Raw genomic sequence first — 15,841 nt, 5'->3', positions numbered from 1 at the left:
CTAGGCGGATAGGCGGGATCGACATCGTCATGAGGCTAGCGCGACCCACCATATTGAGGAAGCGGCGGCTTGCCGCCGAAGATGAATTGCTGCGGATTGCGCTCGATATTGCGCAGCGTCCGGTTGATATCGGTCAGCGTGCGCTTGCCGTCACTGGCGAGGGACTCGATGTCGCGCAGGCCCGGACCGGTGAAGCGGCTGATGCCGGAGGTGATCTCCGCGGTGCGCTTGTCGAGATTGTCGGCCAGGACACGGATCGACCGAGCCGCTTCGCCGACATCGGTGAAGGCGCTCTTGCCGTCCGGCCCAGCTGCCGTGTTCAGGAAGGACTGCGCACTCTTGAGCACGCCCTCGACCTGATCTGCCGCCTTGTTCAGCTTTTCGGTGATCGAGGCGACCTCCTTGACCGCCTTGCCGACATCGTCGCTGGAACCGCCCAGCGCCGCGGTGAACTTGTCGACATTGTCGACGATGTTGGTGACCTTCTTCTGGTCGACCGAGCGCACGATCTGGGTGAGCTCCTCGCTCAGCGTGCCGAGCTTCAGGGCGAGCGGCGAGATCGTCTCGGCGATCTGGCCAAAGCTCTTCATCAGCTTGTCGACGCCATCGGAATTGTCGCCGAGCGCGGCCGAGAAGCGCTCGACATTCCTGACGGTGTTGCTGATCGAGCCGGCATTGTCCTTGACCAGCCCCTCGACGCTGCCGAGAACCTCGTCGGCGCGCTTGGCGATGGTGCGGACGGTCTCAAGGATGTCCTGGAATTCCGAGCGCTCGGCGATGATGGTCGGCAATTGCTGGCCGGGCTGCGCCTGCAGCACAGGCGAGTTCGGCTCGCCGCCGAGCAACTGAACCGCGACGACGCCGGCAAGGCCCTGCGCCTCGATGCGCGCGCGGGTGTCGACGCGCAGCGGCGTCGTGTTGTCGACCTGGATCACCGCATAGATGCGGCGCGGATCATCCGGCAGCAATTCGATTCGCGTCACCTCGCCGACCCGCAGGCCGTTGAAGAGCACGCTGGAGCCGCGCCCGAGCCCGGTCACGGTGCCGCTGAAAATGACGCGCACATCCTGCCGCCGGCCGGCGCCGCCGCTGTTGAACCAGTAGATGAAGCCGAACGCCGCTGCGAGGACTGCAAGCGTGAACAGCCCGACCAGCGCGTAATTTGCCCGCGATTCCATTGTCTAGCGCTTCATCCCTGCATACCCGCCGGCAGACGCGCCCTCGCCCGCTCACCACCGAAATAGGCCTTCACCCAAGGGTGATCCGACGCCAGCATGGTCGCAAGCGTACCGACCGCGACGACCCGTTTGTCCGCGAGCGCCGCGATTCTGTCGCAAGCGGAATACAGGCTGTCGAGATCGTGGGTTACCATGAAGACGGTCAGCCCCAAAGTCTGCTTCAGCGTCACGATCAGTTCGTCGAACTCGGCGGCGCCGATCGGATCGAGCCCCGATGTCGGCTCGTCCAGGAAGACGATCTCCGGATCGAGCGCCAGCGCCCGCGCCAGCGCCGCGCGCTTGATCATGCCGCCGGAGAGCTCGGACGGCGCCTTGTCGGCGGCGTCGGGCTTCAGGCCGACGAGATCGAGCTTCACCATCGCCAGTTCGTCGAGCAGGGCCGGCGACAGCTTGAGATATTCCCGCATCGGCACCTGGATGTTCTGCTTGACGCTCAAGGCCGAGAACAAGGCGCCATGCTGGAACATCACGCCGAAGCGGCGCTCCAGCGCGCGGCGCTGTACCAGGTCGAGCTCATCGACATCGTCCCCCAGCACCTCGATCGTGCCGCGGGACTTGCGCACCAGGCCCAGGATGGTGCGCGTCAGGACCGACTTGCCCTGACCTGACCCACCGACGAAGCCCAGGATCTCGCCGCGCATCACGTCGAGGTCGAGACCGTCCATGATCACCTTGTCGCCGAAGGCGACCTTGAGATCACGCACGCGGATGGCCTCCGGGGCCTCCGTCCCGCCGTCAGGCGTCGCGTCCCGCGCGTGCCCCTGCTCGCCTGGCTCGGCCGATTGCTCGCTGATGGGCGATTTCATGGCCGGGTTACGATCCTCAAAACGCGATAGATGCAAAAAACATGGCGAAGAGACCGTCGACGACGATGACCATGAAGATCGCCTTCACCACCGAGGCCGTGACCTGCCGGCCGAGCGACTCGGCCGAGCCCTGGACCGCCAGGCCCTCGATCGAGGCGATCAGACCGATGACGAAGGCCATGAAAGGGGCCTTGATGAGGCCGACCGCGAAATGCTTCCAGGTGATGACCGATTGCAGCCGGGCCAGGAAAGTGTCGATGCCGATGCCGCCATAGAGCCATGTGACGAGCGCCGCGCCGGTCAAACCCGACATCGACGAGAGGAAGGTCAGGATCGGCAGCGAGATGATCAGCGCCAGGATGCGTGGCACGACGAGGACTTCGATCGGATCGAGCCCCATCACGCGCAGCGCATCGATCTCCTCGCGCATCTTCATCGAGCCGATCTCGGCGGTGAAGGCCGAGCCCGAACGGCCGGCGATCATGATCGAGGTCAGCAGCACGGAGAGTTCGCGCAGGATCAGGATGCCGGTCAGGTTCACGACGAAGACGGTCGCGCCGAATTGCTGGAGCTGGAAAATACCCTGCTGGGCGACGATGCAGCCGACCAGGAACGAGATCAGCATGATGATCGGCGCGCCGTTGAAGGCGATCAGCTCGATCTGGTTGACCAGCGAGGGCCCGCGGAACTTGCGCGGACCGAGCACGACGCCGACCGAGCCGACCACGACCTCGCCGAGGAACATCGCACCGCCGACCATGTCGCGCCCGAAGCTGACGACCGCCGCGCCGATGTCGACCAGCACGCTGACGACGCCGAAATGGCCGGGATGCGCCGGCACCTCGTGATCCCTGACCGTCACCTCGGCGAGCAGGATCCCATGTTCGGGCCGGTCGCTGACGATGTCGACGGCCGCGCCCTTGGCTTCCTGCTGCAGCTTCAGCCGGTTGAGGACATAGGCGCCCATCGTGTCGAGCCGCGTCACGGCCGAGAGATCGAGTCGGGACGACGCGCCCTTGGCGATGCGTTCGCCGATCTCCGCGATCAGCGCCTCGACTCGCGGCGCGCGGTCGGCGCTCCACGAGCCCGCGAGCGCGACGGCAAGCGTGCCGGCATCGTCGCGGAAGACGGCTTGCGGTTCGGCGGTATCGAGGCTCGCCATGGCTTTAAGTCAAACCCTTCACCGGAGCGGTCTCGCGACCTGCCCGCAGCGCCCGTCCGGTCGATCTTGTTGTGCCCCTGCTGCCTGTATCGCCGGGCAGATTGCGCTTTGCAAGCAGGAGCAGAACGAGACCGACGAGCGCCAGTGGAACCATGGCGAGAAACGCCAGCGAACCATGGCGCTGGTAGAGATAGCCCGACAGAATCGTCATCGCGGCGCTGACCAGCGCACTCAGCGCCACGAGCCTGCCCTGGGCGGCGGCGCGCCGCCCCTCTGGCGCCAATGCGGAGAGAACCGCCAGCGCGCCGAGATGAGCGCAGCCGAAGGTCAGGCCATGCAGCAATTGCAGCAGCAGCGTGACGCCGAGCCCGGGATCGAGCGCCATGACGCCGAAGCGGATGATGGCGGCGACCGCGCCGGCCGCGATCCAGGCGAAGCCGGCCGCGCCCCGCGCGACGATGCCGCCGGCGAAGAGGAACAACCCCACCTCCGCCACCACGCTCACGGCCCAGAGGCCGCCGATGACGGTGTCGCTGAAACCGAGGCTGCGCCAGTGCAGCGAGCCGAAGGCGTAGAGCGCGGCATGCGTCGCGTTCACGCAGGCGATGGCGACCAGCGCCAGCCGGAAGGCCGGGCTGAAGCCAACCGGAGCGGGGCTTGCTTCTTGCGGCGGCCTGAGGCGTGCCGGTGGAGCGGGGGCCGCCAGCGCGGCAAGCGCCGCCAGGCCCGTGCTCGCCGCCAAAGCGAGCGGGATGATGCCGGCGCCGAGGCGGGCGATCAGGTAGCCGCCGAGCAGGTTCGCCGCAAAGAAGCTGACCGAGCCCCATAGCCTGACGCGGCCATAGTCGATCGCAGCGCCCGCCCTGATCTGCGCCGTCGTCAGCACGTCGGCCAAAGGCACGACACCGGAGATGGCGGCGGCGTTGAGCGCCATGGTCAGGCCGATCAGCCAGATGCCATGCGCCGGCAGCAAGGCGAGATAGAGCAGCGCCGCCAGCCCATTGAGCGCGGCCAGCAGCAGAACCGGCGGCAGGCGGCTGTCGGCGAGCCCGGTAACCCATGACGTAGCGACGACGCGCATCAGGATCGGAATCGTGAGGACGACGCTGATGGCGACGTCGCCGAGCCCTCTGGAAGCGAGCCAGATCGGAAAGAACGGCATGTAGATGCCGACGCCGAGGAAATTCAGCGCATGCATCAGCGACAGTCGCGGCCCGACCCCACCCTGCGGAAGCAGCGCCATTTTCAAGCCCAATCGCATGGCGCCGGCAGCACTTCCTTAAGCAATACGGGGGCACGGTTGGAGATGGTGCATTTCGACTGACGAATGGCGATTCGGCCAGTCCTTCACGAGCAGGTTGGCCATGGTTGAGCCGCGTTCGCTAACGCCGCTGAGCGAAACCGACTACGAGGCCATTGCGGCCGCCGTCATGGAGACGGCGCGCGGGCGCTGGTTCATGGCCGAATTCGCCAAACGCAACCGCCAGGCCGACACGGCCCAGCTGCTCACCGCCATCGGCCGGATCGAGCGCGTCGTCGGCGTCAATGCCCAGCCCGCGCCACCCGAGCCCAACCTGCGTGAGGCTGCCGCGCTGATCACCGATCTCAGGCTCGACCTCGAACGGATCAGCGGGCGCAGCCAGGAGCCGTCATCTGGCTTGGCGGCGCGCATCGAGAGCGCCTCCGGCAGCATCGCCGCCGCGGTCGAGAGCGTGCAGGAGGCCGCCTGGGGCCTGCGCGAAGCCGGCGCCGACGAGGTCCTCTGCGACATGCTCGACCGGCGCGCCACCGAGATCAACGCCGCGACCGCCAACATCGACGGCACGGCCCAGCAGATCGGCAAGATCGCCGATACGATCGCAATGCTCGACAGCAGCCTGCGGGCGTTCTGCGAGGGCGCGCAGGGCGAAAGCGACGCAGAGCAGGTCCAGCCGGCGCGCGGGCTCAGCCTGCGGGAGGCGGCGCCGCTCAGCGCCTATGACGACATCGAGATCATCGAGATCGACGAGATTCCGACCTCGGTCGTGTCTGCGCCGCGCAAGATCTCCGCGCGGCCGACGAGCGAGTTCAAGCACCAGGTCAGCCCGCTCGTTCACGACGATGTCGATTTCGAATATATCGACGTGCCCGGCGAGGCGCCGCCGCCCGCTCCCCCCGCCCCCCCGGCGACCTCGGAAGCCGAACTGCGCGAGATCGACGCGCTGCGCGCCGACAAGAAGCTCGCCTATTTCGCTTAAACCGCTCCCGCGGCGACATAGCTCGCCATCTTGCCGGGGTTGAGCAGGCCGAGCGGATCGACCTCGTGCTTGAAGCCGAGCTGGTCGGCATCGGCGCGCTTGTGGCGGCTGCCGGCCTCGAGCGAGACCACATGCGGATTCGCGATCATCACGCCCGCCTCCTCATGCAAAGCGATGATCTCGTTCAGGCGCTCGGGCGTCGAATAGCGCAGGATCGGCAAGGCGCTCGCGGTCATCCTCCCACCGAAGCGGATGAATTCGTGATGCGCCAGAACCTCGTCGGGAAAGCGCGCGATCATCTCAGCGGCGCTCTCGAGCAGCCGGTCATGCGGGAACATGCATTGCAGATAGGTGATCGAGCGGTCGCCCTTCAGCCATTGCAGCGTGGTGTGGTTCCAGGTGTATTCGTAGAGCGGGACCGTGCCCGGCCCCTCCTCCGAGGGAGCCTCATAGGTCACCGCGCCGCGCTGGCCGATGATCGCCTTGAACGGCCCGAGCGAGGCTTCGGCGATCATGCAGATCAGGATGCTCTTGCCCTGCGGGCAATGCTGCTTCAGCGCGCCGAATGTCGCCGGGATCGGCCATGAGATCGGCGTCACCAGCTTCTTGACCACGCCGTCGGCGAGCGCGACCGCGTAGCCGGCCTGGAAGGCCTCCATATAGTCGTCGAAGGCGACGATGACGTCGATCCAGGGCCAGGCCGGAGCGAGCGGCATTTCCAGCGCCGTGATGATGCCGGTCGTGCCATAGGCGCGATTGACCTTCTGGGCCGCGTCGTCGCGCAGTTCGAGGATGCGCGGCTCCTCCTCCATCGTGACGATGCGCGCCGCCAGGATGTTGCCGGGCTCGCGCAGGCCGCCATATGTGACCGAGCCGACGCCGCCCGAGCCGCCGGCAACGAAGCCGCCGATCGTGGCCGAGCGCTTGGTCGAGGGATGCATGCGCAGTTCGAAACCCGCCTCGCGCGTCGCCATATCGATGTCGAGCAGGCGCGAGCCGGCGGCGACCCTGACCACGCCGGGCTTTTGCCAGGCGATGCCACTCAATGCCGTAATGTCGAGCAGCACGCCGCCTTCGAGCGGCACGGCCTGGCCGTAATTGCCGGTACCAGCCGCACGGACCGTCAGCGGGATGCGCCGCTTCACGCAAGCCGCGGCGACCCGCACCACCTCGTCCTCATCGCGCGGGCAGGCGATGATGTCGGCGGATTTGTCGGCCAATTCCTGGTTCAGGATCGGCGAATACCAGAAGAAGTCGCGCGAGCGCTTGCGCACCACCTGCGGCTCGTCGATCAGCGGGATGCCGTCGAGATCGGCCTTCAGCCCGGCGATGTCGTAGCGCGAAGGCTGCGGCGGCTTGTGCTTTCTTTCGATGTCCAAGCTCATATCGTATCCATTGCAGCTTCGTCATTGCGAGCGCAGCGAAGCAATTCAGAGTCTTAGCGCTCGACGTCCCCCTGGATTGCTTCGCTGCGCTCGCAATGACGACAGGGCATCAATTCTCCCGTTTCAGCGCGCTCTCATGCCAGCGCCGCAGCAGGAGATGCGAGATCCAGCTCGTCGCGAGGAAGATCGCGATCCCCGACAGCGAGATCATGATCAGGGCGGCAAAAACGCGCGGGATCTTGAGCTGATAGCCCGCCTCCAGGATGCGGTAGGCGAGGCCCGACGAGCTGCCGCCGGTACCGGCGACGAATTCGGCGACGACCGCCCCGATCAGCGCGAGCCCACCCGATATCTTCAGCCCGGCGAGGAAATACGGCAACGCTGCCGGCAATTTGAGATGGCGCAGCGTCTGCCAGCGCGTCGCGCCATAGAGCTGGAACAGGTTGATCAGGTTGTGATCGGCCGAATTCAGCCCGAGGATGGTGTTCGACAGGATCGGGAAGAAGGCGACGATCCAGGCGCAGATCAGGAGCGAGAGGTTGATGTCTCCGGCCCAGATGATGATCAGCGGCGCGATCGCCACGATCGGGGTCACCTGCAGGATCACCGCATAGGGCAGAAGCGACATCTCCAGCCATTTCGACTGGGTGAACAGCACGGCGAGCGCAACGCCGACAATGACGGCCGCAGCCAGCGCCATGAAGGTGATGCGCAGCGTGATCCAGAGCGAACCCGAGAGCGTGCCCCAGTCGGCAATCAGCGTCTGGCCGATCAGGAGCGGCCCGGGCAGGACATAGGGCGGAATCTCCTTCCAGCGGACCAGGAACTCCCACAGGCCAAGCGCCAGCACGCCGATGACGATCGGCGCCAGGAGGCGCGGCCAGGCGCTGGCGGGCAGGCCCAGGATGCGGGGCTCCGTCGCGAAGACGGGGCGGGCTTCAGCGTCTGTGCCGTCATGGGGGGCGTGCGGCAGGGCTGTCTCAAGGGATGGCGCGCTCATGAGCCGATCGCCTCCTTGAGCTTGCCGGAGACGACGCGGCAGAGATGGGCGTATTCCGGGGAGGTGCGGAAGAGATCGTCGCGCGGATAGGGCGCATCGACATCGAGATCGGCCATGACCCGGCCGGGACGCGCCGCCATCACCACGATGCGCTTGGAGAGATAGACCGACTCGAAGACCGAATGGGTGACGAAGACGGCGGTGAACTTCTCCTTCCACCAGAGTTCGAGCAGATCGTCATTGAGGCGGTGGCGGGTGATCTCGTCGAGCGCCGCGAAAGGCTCGTCCATCAGCAGGATCTTTGGCCGCAGCACGAGCCCGCGCGCGATCGAGACGCGCATCCTCATGCCGCCGGAGAGCTCGCGCGGATAGGATTTCTCAAAGCCCTTGAGCCCAACCAGCGCCAGCATCTCGGCGGCGCGCTCTTGCGCCTCGCGCTTGCGGACGCCCTTCAGCGTCAAGGGCATCATGACGTTGGCGAGCGCGGTCGCCCAGGGCATCAAGGTCGGGTCCTGGAAGACGAAACCGAGATCGCGCTCAGGCTCGCCCGAGGCGTCATGGCTGGTCGTCGGCCATTCGATCGTGCCGGTCGAGGGGGCGCCCAGCCCGGCGATCATGCGCAGCAGGGTCGATTTCCCGCAGCCGGAGGGGCCGAGCAGGCTGATGAACTCGCCGGCGCCCAGATGCAGGTTGACGTCGCGCACGGCGAGCGTGCCGTTGGCGAACTGTTTCGAGACATGGCGCACGCAGACGAGCGGCTTGGCCTCGCTGCTGCGGACGGCATGGGGTGTGCTCAGATAGGCTGTGTCCAAAGCCTGATGATCCGTTGTCTGTGACAGTCACAACGAGTGCGACGTCATCCCGGGCTTGCCCCGGGATCCATCGAAGGGCGCCGCACTCTACGATAGCTCCCGGATCTGCGCCGCTTCGCGGCTTGTCCGGGATGACGGCGAGGAGGCGGCCGCCGAACGCCTCACGCCTTGCCCACGCCCTTGTTCACGAACTCCAGGCTGTAGGCCTTCTTGATATCGACGCCGGCCGGGAAGACGCCGGCCTCCGTCATCGTCTTGTAGAAGCTGGCCCAGCGCGCATCGGTCATGGCGCCGATGCCGAGCGTCAGCGCGTCGCCGGAGAGCACGATGCCCTTCTCGTTCATGACCTTGACGGCGTAGTCGATCTTCTCCTGATCCATGTCGGGATTGTCCTTCAGGATCTGGGCGTTGGCTGCGGCCGCGCTCGGCCCGGCCTTCATGTATTCAGCCCAGCCTTCCAGCGAGGCGGTGACGAAGCGCTGGACCAGGTCCTTCTTCTCCGCGACCATCTTCTGCGAGATGTTGATCGTGGTGTTATAGTTCTCGAAGCCGGCATCGGCGATGAGATGCACCACCGGGTTCACCCCGCCCTTCTGGATGGCGAAGGGCTCGGACGACAGGAAGCCCTGCTGCGAGATGGTCTTGTCGGCCAGGAAGGGCGCCATGTTGAAGGTGTAGGGCCTGATCTGCTCGTCGGTATAGCCGAACTTCGCCTTCAGGAAGGGCCAGTAGCTGGTGCGCCCGGCAGCGCCGACCAGGATCGGCTTGCCCTTCAGCGCAGCCAGCGAGTCATTGCCCTGTCCGGGATGCGAGATCAGGACCTGCGGGTCCTTCTGGAAGATCGAGGCGATGCAGAGGAAGGGGATGTTCTCCTGGGCATAGCGGATCGCCTCGAAGGAGTTCGACATGATCATGTCGACGCGACCGCCGAGCAGGAGCTGCGAAGGGTTCTGCTGCGGTCCGCCGGGGCGGATATCGGCGTCGATGCCGTATTTCTTGTAGATGCCGTTGGTGACGGCGAGATAGAAGCCGCCATGCTCGGCCTGGGCGCGCCAATTGGTCTGGTAGGAGACCTTGTCGAGCGTCTGGGCGCTGACCTTGCTGCCGGGCACCGGCACCAGGACGGAGGCGGCCGAGCCGCCGATGAGGCCCAGCGCCGCGCGCCGGTTGATGCGATACTTCATCATCATGCTGGAGACCTCCTGGATAAGGCTTTTGCGCAGCTGCGCCGTGATCGCGGGCCAGCAACATACATGCCATGCAGCACCGCTGGCAGGAAATGCGGCATGACGCTCTTGCGCACAGAGAACGTGCAATTGCCCAGGCTGCAAGCAGAAACACCACGCGATCCATGGATGCAGGCAGCGGGCTTCCCCAGCGGGCGGTTCCAGCTAGGCTGGCGCAATGCGCTCCGAACATGCCGTCTCCGATACGCTGCTTGCCGTGCTCCGGCGGGCGCCCCTCGAAAACGTCGTTCTCCTGAAGTTTCTGCTCGCCTCCCCGGAGGCCGCGACCGTGCATCAGATCGTCAAGGGCGATGATGCGGCGACACTGCTGCTGCTCGACCATCGCTTCAGCGATTTCGATCGCGAGACCTATCCGGCAGCCAGCGCGTCGGTCCTCATCGCCAGCAGCCGCCCCGAACTCACGCGGGACCTGCTGGCTTTCGTGCCGCGGGAGCAGACCCTGGTCTTCAAGCTGGCGAGCCAGGCCGACCGGCTTGTCGTGGCGGAGGCATTTCCCCTGGAACGGCGCACCGCCTTCCTGTCCTACACCGCAACAGCGACGGCCCCACTCGACGCGGGCGCAAACATCGAGACGACCACCGCTAAGACGCCGTTCGAGCTGTTGGCGGCGCAAGGCCACAGCGCAGAGTGGCTGGGGCCCCTGATCGAGAGCAGGCGCGCCTTCATCAGCGTGCTCAGGGACGGTCCCAAGCCACTATCGGCCTGCTTTGCCTTCCAGATCGACGGCCCGGTCTGGGAGGTCGGGGGCGTCTACACCCAGCCGCAAGAGCGCGGCAAAGGCCTGGCCTATCGCGTGGTCCGCACGGCGCTGGCAGAATTGCAGCGTCGCGGCCATGTTGCACGCTATCAGGTCGCCGAGGAAAACACGGCTTCCATCCGGCTGGCGGAGTCCCTAGGCATGAGGCGCTACCTCACCCTGACCCATTACCTCAGCGCGCCGGACATGCCATGACCAGCCCCGCCATGACCAGCCCCGCCATGACCACCCCTGCCATGACCCGCCCTGCCCTTGCCGCGCTGCGCGCTGAACTCGCGGATCTGACGATCTATGAGGATGCGCCGAGCTTGCGCATGCATAGCCGTGACTTCTTCTGGTTCTCGCCGGTGCTGAAGCCCGATCTCGAGGGCAAGCAGGCCGAGCTGATCATCCTGCCGCGCGACAAGGCGGAGGTCGCCCGCATCGCCTCGGCCTGCGCGCGCCATCGCGTGCCGTTGACGGTGCGCGGCGGCGGCACCGGCAATTACGGCCAGGCCGTGCCGCTGGAAGGCGGCGTGGTGATGAACCTGACCCGGCTCAACCGCGTCGTCTCGACCACGCTCGGCGCCGGCCGCTTCGAGGCCGGAGCCAATCTGCTCGACATCGACAAGGCTCTCTGGCCGCTCGGGCAGGAATTGCGCATGCATCCCTCGACACGGGCGCAGGCGACGCTGGGCGGCTTCGTCGCCGGCGGCGCGGCCGGCGCCGGTTCCTGCACATGGGGCCAGATCGACAATCTCGGCGCGGTGATCGCGCTCGAAGTCATGACGGTCGAGCCCGAGCCGCGCCTGATCGAATTGCGCGGCAAGGAAATCCTCAAGGTGATGCACGCCTATGGCGTCAACGGCATCATCACCGAGGTCGAGGTCCCGCTCGCGCCGGCCCATGCCTGGGCCGAGCGGATCGCGACCTTCGACAGCCTGAAGGCGGCGGCCGCCTTCGGCCAGGCCTTCACCGAATGCGACGGCATCGCCAAGAAGCTCGTCAGTATCCACGCCCCCGCGATCGCGCCCTATCTCAAGCGCCTCGGACCCTATCTCGGCGACAAGGCCTTCGCCATCCTGATGGTGTCGGAGCCGCAGGGCGACGAGCTCGACCGGCTGATCGCCGAGATGGGCGGTAGCGTGACCTTTGCGCGCGGGGCGCAGGCTGCAAGGGCTGCCGCCTTCGGCGAGCACCGGGAGAAAGGCGCGCCCGGCCCGCTCTACGAATACACCTGGAACCACACCACGCTGCATGCGCTCAAGCTCGATCCGACGATCACCTATCTGCAGCTTCGCTTTCCACCCGGCCGCAATCTCGAGCTGCTCGATTGGGCAGAGGAGGCCTTCCGCGACGACGTGATCTTCCACATCGAGTTCCAGCGCCGGCAGGGCAAGGTCTATCATTCCAGCCTGCCGCTGGTGCGCTTCAGCACGGCGGAGCGCCTGCACGAGATCATGCGGCAAGCCGAGGCAGCCGGCATCCAGGCCTCGAACCCGCATACATGGGTCTTGAACAATGCTGGCTGGAAGCGCACCGACGCGCCGCAGCCGGAATTCAAGCGCCTCGCCGACCCCTATGGGCTGATGAACCCGGGCAAGCTGCTGGACTGGGAGGCCCAAGCCTCGGATGCGAAGACCACGGAAGCGGCCGAGTGAGCTTGCGCCTCAGCCGCAGATCAGCTTGCGCAGATCCGCGAAGATGCGCCTGGCATAATCCACCGGGGGCTCGGCACCGGCATGATCGAGCCAGAGATCGCTCGCGACCCGCAGCGCCCCGATCGTGACCATGGCGACGAGCCGCGCCGGCAACGGATCGCCGCCTTGGGCCGTGCGCTCGGCCAGGGCTGCCGCCAGCACACGTTCCAGCTTCTCGTATTTGACCTGATCATAGGCGCGCAGGGCCGGCGTCTCCTTCACCAGCCGGGAGAGGGCGATCGCCTCCTCGCGCTCATAGCTGCTGATGCTGGCGATCAGCGCCCGCTCCGCCGCCAGCAGCAGCGGCTCGCTTTGTGGGCGCTGCGCCAGCGCAGCCACAAGCCCGTCGCCGAAGGCATCCTTCCAGGCGAAGACGACCTCCTCCTTGGAAGCGAAATAGTGGAAGAAGCTGCGGCGCGACATCTCGGCGGCTGCGGCGATATCGTCCAGTGTCGTCGCCTCGAAGCCCTTCTCCAGGAACAGCGCCATGGCCGCATTCGTCAGCCTTTCGCGGGTCTGGAGCTTCTTGCGCTCGCGCAGTCCTGGCTTGGGCGTGTTGCGCAAGGGCGCGCCGCGCGTTTGATCAGGCATCGGAAAACTCTTTAATTTCATCTCTTGCAATTTTGCACTTGATGCAAATATCTGCATCCAAGTTAGCATCCGCCAGCGCTCCCGCCATCCCACGCCTGGAAAGAGCCATGAAAGACAACTGGACCACTGCCGATATCCCTTCGCAAGCCGGCAAGCTCGCCATCGTCACCGGCACCGGCGGCCTCGGCTATGAAGACGCGATCGAGCTCGCCCGCGCTGGAGCAGAGGTCGTCCTCGCCGGCCGCAACGCTGGCAAGGGCAGCGAGGCGGTGGCGCGGATCAAGGCCGCCGTCCCGGGCACGACCATCTCCTTCAGCCTGCTCGATCTCGCCGAGCTATCCTCGATCCAGGCTTTCGCGGCTTCCTTCGCCAGCAGGCACGACCGGCTCGACATCCTGATCAACAATGCCGCGGTGATGGCGCTGCCAAAGCGGGCGATCACGGCCGACGGTTTCGAGATGCAGATCGGCACCAATTTCCTCGGGCATTTCGCACTGACGGCGCATCTCTTACCGCTGCTGCGCAAAAGCGCCGCGCCGCGCGTGATCCAATTGAGCAGCCTGGCGCATCGCCGCGGCACGATCGATTTCGACGATCTCCAGGGCGAGCGGCCCTATAATGCCTGGAAGGCCTATAGCCAGTCCAAGCTCGCCATGCTGATCTTCGCGCTGGAGCTGCAGCGTCGCAGCGACGCCCAGGGCTGGGGCCTGACCAGCCTTGCGAGCCATCCCGGCTGGGCGACGACAGACCTGATCGCGAACGGTCCCGCCCAAAGCGGGCCGGCGCTGCTCTGGCAGGTGACGCGCCTGCTCGCTCCCCTGTTCAGCCAATCGCCTGCCGCCGGCGCCCTGCCGACGCTCTATGCGGCGACCGCTTCCGACGCGGAGAAGGGCGGCTATTATGGCCCCAATGGCTTCTACGAAATGAGAGGCGCACCGTCGCATTCGAAGATGGTCGGGCAAGCGAATGATCCCGCTATCGCGACGCGACTCTGGGACGCCGCCGAGCGGCTCACCGGCGTGAGTTTCGCCGAGCCCGTCGACGCCGCGACGACTGCCTGAGACCGAACTCCATCGCTGAAGCCAAGGATACGATCCGTGAAAGTCCTGATTTTCGGCGCGACCGGCATGGTCGGGCAAGGCGTGCTGCGCGAATGCCTGCTCGATCCCGACGTGAGCGAGGTCGTCACCATCGGCCGCAGCGCGACCGGGCAGAGCCATGCCAGGCTGCGCGAGATCGTTCACGCCGATCTGACCGACTACGCCGCGATCGAATCGCAGCTCACGGGCTTCGACGCCTGCTTCTTCTGCCTCGGCGTCGCCTCGGCGGGGATGAGCGAAGCCGACTACCGCCGCATCACCTATGACATCGCGCTCGCCGCCGCCCGGACGCTGGTGCGGCTCAATCCGACGATGGTGTTCATCTATGTCTCGGGCGCCAGCACCGACAGCAGCGAAAAAGGCCGCTGGATGTGGGCGCGGGTGAAGGGCGCGACCGAGAACGCCATCATGCGCCTGCCCTTCAAGGCCTCCTACATGTTCCGCCCGGGCGCGATCCAGCCGCTGCACGGCATCCGCTCGAAGACCAGGCTCTATCGCGTGATCTACGACCTGACCGCGCCGTTGCTGCCCCTGCTGCAGCGCTGGCTGCCGAATTCCATCACCACCACCGAGCAGATCGGCAAGGCGATGCTCAAGGTGGCAAGGGAGGGAGCGCCCAAATCCATCATCGAGAATGCCGACATCAACCGGCTTTGACGGTCTATAGTTTGAGCCCTCATCCTGAGGAGCAGCCTTCAGGCTGCGTCTCGAAGGATGCTCCAGATGGCTCCGGAGCCTCCTGGAACATCCTTCGAGACGCCGCTACGCGGCTCCTCAGGATGAGGGCTGTGTTTCGGAAACGGCGCGAAGCCGGAGCGGCCTTCTCTCTCAGCCGCGCTGAACTAGCTGCTCTCAGGTTTTTGCTCTCGCATCGGCTTGGCCCGAAAACCGGTTCCCACTTTTCGGGCCGATGGCCTAGGGTTACGCCCTCGATTGGCTGCAAGGACGAGAGCATGACCGCGCGCTTCTGGGGCGAGCTGAAGACCACCGAATTCGAGGGGCTGTCCGCCGACGACACCGTCGCGGTGCTGCCGCTGGCGGCGATCGAGCAGCATGGACCGCATCTGCCTGTTTCGGTCGACACCACGATCATGAACGCGATGCTGGCTGAGGCGATGCCGCTCATCCCGGCCGGACTCGACGTGCTGGTGCTGCCGACCATGGCGATCTGCAAATCGAACGAGCACCTGCATTCGCCGGGCACGCTGACCTTGTCCTGGGAGACCGCGACCAGCGCCTGGATCGAGATCGGCGAGAGCGTCAGGCGTGCAGGCTTGCGCAAGCTCGTCATCCTCACCTCGCATGGCGGCAATGTCGATCCGATGAAGGTTGTCGCGCGCGAATTGCGCGTGCGCCTCGGCATGCTCACCGTGACCACGGCCTGGCGCGCCTTTGGCCTGCCGCAGGGCCTTTTTGCCGATCTCGACGCCAATCACGGCATCCATGCCGGCGATATCGAGACCTCGCTGATGCTGCATTTCCGGCCAGACCTCGTCGATATGAGCAAGGCCGGGCGCTTCGAGCCGTTGACGGTCGCGATGGCGAGCGAGGGCTACACCTGGTTGCGACCGACCGGGCTGCACGCCTTCGCCTGGATGGCGCAGGATGTTCACGCCTCGGGCGCAGCCGGCGACGCCAGCCTCGCCACGGCAGAGAAAGGCAAGGCGACGTCGGCCTTCCAGGCGAAGGGTTTTGCCGAGCTTATGGCCGATGTCGCCCGATTTCCGCTGGCGAAGCTGCACGAGGCCGATTGAGGCGCGGCAGCCGTCATTGCGAGGAGCGTCAGCGACGAAGCAATCCAGGAGGGCTCGCGCAAACCTCTGGATT

The 15,841-nt window shown here is 66.0% G+C and carries 15 protein-coding genes; 6 read left to right on the top strand and 9 right to left on the bottom strand.

Features of this window, described 5'->3' with window-relative positions; genetic code table 11:
* Positions 1-35 precede the first annotated feature (35 nt).
* The 4 genes from J2Y55_RS12655 to J2Y55_RS12640 are packed head-to-tail and all read right to left on the bottom strand — an operon-like array spanning position 36 to position 4,449.
* Positions 36-1,178 (bottom strand): MlaD family protein, encoded by a 1,143-nt coding sequence (locus J2Y55_RS12655; protein WP_310153164.1) that lies wholly within the window; start codon positions 1,176-1,178, stop codon positions 36-38.
* Positions 1,179-1,189: 11 nt separating this feature from the next.
* Positions 1,190-2,044 carry an ABC transporter ATP-binding protein gene (locus J2Y55_RS12650; protein WP_404978894.1) on the bottom strand — a complete coding sequence of 285 codons (855 nt, stop codon included), beginning with the start codon at positions 2,042-2,044 and terminating at the stop codon, positions 1,190-1,192.
* 16 nt (positions 2,045-2,060) lie between these two features.
* The gene (locus J2Y55_RS12645) at positions 2,061-3,206 is read right to left on the bottom strand and encodes an MlaE family lipid ABC transporter permease subunit (RefSeq protein ID WP_310153161.1); all 1,146 of its coding nucleotides are present in this window, start codon (positions 3,204-3,206) and stop codon (positions 2,061-2,063) included.
* A 4-nt stretch (positions 3,207-3,210) separates the two neighbouring features.
* On the bottom strand, positions 3,211-4,449 hold the full coding sequence (locus J2Y55_RS12640; protein WP_310153158.1) for an MFS transporter: 1,239 nt from the start codon (positions 4,447-4,449) through the stop codon (positions 3,211-3,213).
* A 121-nt stretch (positions 4,450-4,570) separates the two neighbouring features.
* Here J2Y55_RS12640 and J2Y55_RS12635 point away from each other — a divergent pair, with 121 nt between their 5' ends.
* Positions 4,571-5,443: a hypothetical protein gene (locus J2Y55_RS12635; protein WP_310153155.1), complete on the top strand. Its 873-nt coding sequence runs from the start codon at positions 4,571-4,573 to the stop codon at positions 5,441-5,443.
* Here the strand turns inward: J2Y55_RS12635 and J2Y55_RS12630 are convergent.
* The 4 genes from J2Y55_RS12630 to J2Y55_RS12615 all read right to left on the bottom strand — a co-directional run bounded on the left by J2Y55_RS12630 (position 5,440) and on the right by J2Y55_RS12615 (position 9,830).
* Positions 5,440-6,828 carry an FAD-binding oxidoreductase gene (locus J2Y55_RS12630; protein WP_310153148.1) on the bottom strand — a complete coding sequence of 463 codons (1,389 nt, stop codon included), beginning with the start codon at positions 6,826-6,828 and terminating at the stop codon, positions 5,440-5,442. The two genes, J2Y55_RS12635 and J2Y55_RS12630, sit on opposite strands and share 4 nt — an antisense overlap.
* Before the next feature lie 109 nt (positions 6,829-6,937).
* On the bottom strand, positions 6,938-7,828 hold the full coding sequence (locus J2Y55_RS12625; RefSeq protein WP_310153145.1) for an ABC transporter permease: 891 nt from the start codon (positions 7,826-7,828) through the stop codon (positions 6,938-6,940).
* Complete coding sequence (locus tag J2Y55_RS12620; RefSeq protein ID WP_310153142.1) at positions 7,825-8,640, bottom strand: ABC transporter ATP-binding protein; 816 nt, start codon at positions 8,638-8,640, stop codon at positions 7,825-7,827. The genes J2Y55_RS12625 and J2Y55_RS12620 overlap by 4 nt, the downstream gene beginning before the upstream one ends.
* 161 nt (positions 8,641-8,801) lie before the next feature.
* A complete protein-coding gene (locus tag J2Y55_RS12615) occupies positions 8,802-9,830 on the bottom strand; it encodes an ABC transporter substrate-binding protein (RefSeq protein ID WP_310153139.1) in 1,029 nt (342 codons plus the stop codon).
* Positions 9,831-10,044: 214 nt separating this feature from the next.
* Between J2Y55_RS12615 and J2Y55_RS12610 the strand changes: the two genes are divergently transcribed.
* Complete coding sequence (locus J2Y55_RS12610) at positions 10,045-10,839, top strand: GNAT family N-acetyltransferase (RefSeq protein ID WP_310153136.1); 795 nt, start codon at positions 10,045-10,047, stop codon at positions 10,837-10,839.
* Positions 10,836-12,284 carry an FAD-binding oxidoreductase gene (locus J2Y55_RS12605; protein ID WP_310153133.1) on the top strand — a complete coding sequence of 483 codons (1,449 nt, stop codon included), beginning with the start codon at positions 10,836-10,838 and terminating at the stop codon, positions 12,282-12,284. The genes J2Y55_RS12610 and J2Y55_RS12605 overlap by 4 nt, the downstream gene beginning before the upstream one ends.
* A 9-nt stretch (positions 12,285-12,293) precedes the next feature.
* Here J2Y55_RS12605 and J2Y55_RS12600 read toward each other — a convergent pair whose 3' ends face one another.
* Positions 12,294-12,914 carry a TetR/AcrR family transcriptional regulator gene (locus J2Y55_RS12600; RefSeq protein WP_310153130.1) on the bottom strand — a complete coding sequence of 207 codons (621 nt, stop codon included), beginning with the start codon at positions 12,912-12,914 and terminating at the stop codon, positions 12,294-12,296.
* Between the two features lie 107 nt (positions 12,915-13,021).
* On the opposite strand from J2Y55_RS12600, the gene J2Y55_RS12595 reads away from it, so the two are divergent.
* The 3 genes from J2Y55_RS12595 (at position 13,022) to J2Y55_RS12585 (ending at position 15,768) form a co-directional block, all read left to right on the top strand.
* Positions 13,022-13,975, top strand: a complete 954-nt coding sequence (locus tag J2Y55_RS12595; RefSeq protein ID WP_310153128.1) for an oxidoreductase — start codon at positions 13,022-13,024, stop codon at positions 13,973-13,975.
* Positions 13,976-14,011: 36 nt separating this feature from the next.
* Positions 14,012-14,671: an NAD-dependent epimerase/dehydratase family protein gene (locus tag J2Y55_RS12590; protein WP_310153125.1), complete on the top strand. Its 660-nt coding sequence runs from the start codon at positions 14,012-14,014 to the stop codon at positions 14,669-14,671.
* A gap of 296 nt (positions 14,672-14,967) precedes the next feature.
* Positions 14,968-15,768 carry a creatininase family protein gene (locus J2Y55_RS12585; protein ID WP_310153122.1) on the top strand — a complete coding sequence of 267 codons (801 nt, stop codon included), beginning with the start codon at positions 14,968-14,970 and terminating at the stop codon, positions 15,766-15,768.
* Positions 15,769-15,841: the final 73 nt, after the last annotated feature.

The organism is Allobosea sp. BE125 (assembly GCF_031456075.1).
Lineage (GTDB): Bacteria > Pseudomonadota > Alphaproteobacteria > Rhizobiales > Beijerinckiaceae > Allobosea.
Note: the sequence above shows the minus strand (reverse complement) of the source record. Positions and strands in the feature narration are given on the sequence as shown.

What these genes read in the sequence shown, in the direction of transcription:
- J2Y55_RS12655 (WP_310153164.1), bottom strand. Translation starts at nt 1,178, where the DNA reads ATGGAATCGCGGGCAAATTACGCGCTGGTCGGGCTGTTCACGCTTGCA.
- J2Y55_RS12650 (WP_404978894.1), bottom strand. Translation starts at nt 2,044, where the DNA reads ATGAAATCGCCCATCAGCGAGCAATCGGCCGAGCCAGGCGAGCAGGGG.
- J2Y55_RS12645 (WP_310153161.1), bottom strand. Translation starts at nt 3,206, where the DNA reads ATGGCGAGCCTCGATACCGCCGAACCGCAAGCCGTCTTCCGCGACGAT.
- J2Y55_RS12640 (WP_310153158.1), bottom strand. Translation starts at nt 4,449, where the DNA reads ATGGCGCTGCTTCCGCAGGGTGGGGTCGGGCCGCGACTGTCGCTGATG.
- J2Y55_RS12635 (WP_310153155.1), top strand. Translation starts at nt 4,571, where the DNA reads ATGGTTGAGCCGCGTTCGCTAACGCCGCTGAGCGAAACCGACTACGAG.
- J2Y55_RS12630 (WP_310153148.1), bottom strand. Translation starts at nt 6,828, where the DNA reads ATGAGCTTGGACATCGAAAGAAAGCACAAGCCGCCGCAGCCTTCGCGC.
- J2Y55_RS12625 (WP_310153145.1), bottom strand. Translation starts at nt 7,828, where the DNA reads ATGAGCGCGCCATCCCTTGAGACAGCCCTGCCGCACGCCCCCCATGAC.
- J2Y55_RS12615 (WP_310153139.1), bottom strand. Translation starts at nt 9,830, where the DNA reads ATGATGATGAAGTATCGCATCAACCGGCGCGCGGCGCTGGGCCTCATC.
- J2Y55_RS12610 (WP_310153136.1), top strand. Translation starts at nt 10,045, where the DNA reads ATGCGCTCCGAACATGCCGTCTCCGATACGCTGCTTGCCGTGCTCCGG.
- J2Y55_RS12605 (WP_310153133.1), top strand. Translation starts at nt 10,836, where the DNA reads ATGACCAGCCCCGCCATGACCAGCCCCGCCATGACCACCCCTGCCATG.
- J2Y55_RS12600 (WP_310153130.1), bottom strand. Translation starts at nt 12,914, where the DNA reads ATGCCTGATCAAACGCGCGGCGCGCCCTTGCGCAACACGCCCAAGCCA.
- J2Y55_RS12595 (WP_310153128.1), top strand. Translation starts at nt 13,022, where the DNA reads ATGAAAGACAACTGGACCACTGCCGATATCCCTTCGCAAGCCGGCAAG.
- J2Y55_RS12585 (WP_310153122.1), top strand. Translation starts at nt 14,968, where the DNA reads ATGACCGCGCGCTTCTGGGGCGAGCTGAAGACCACCGAATTCGAGGGG.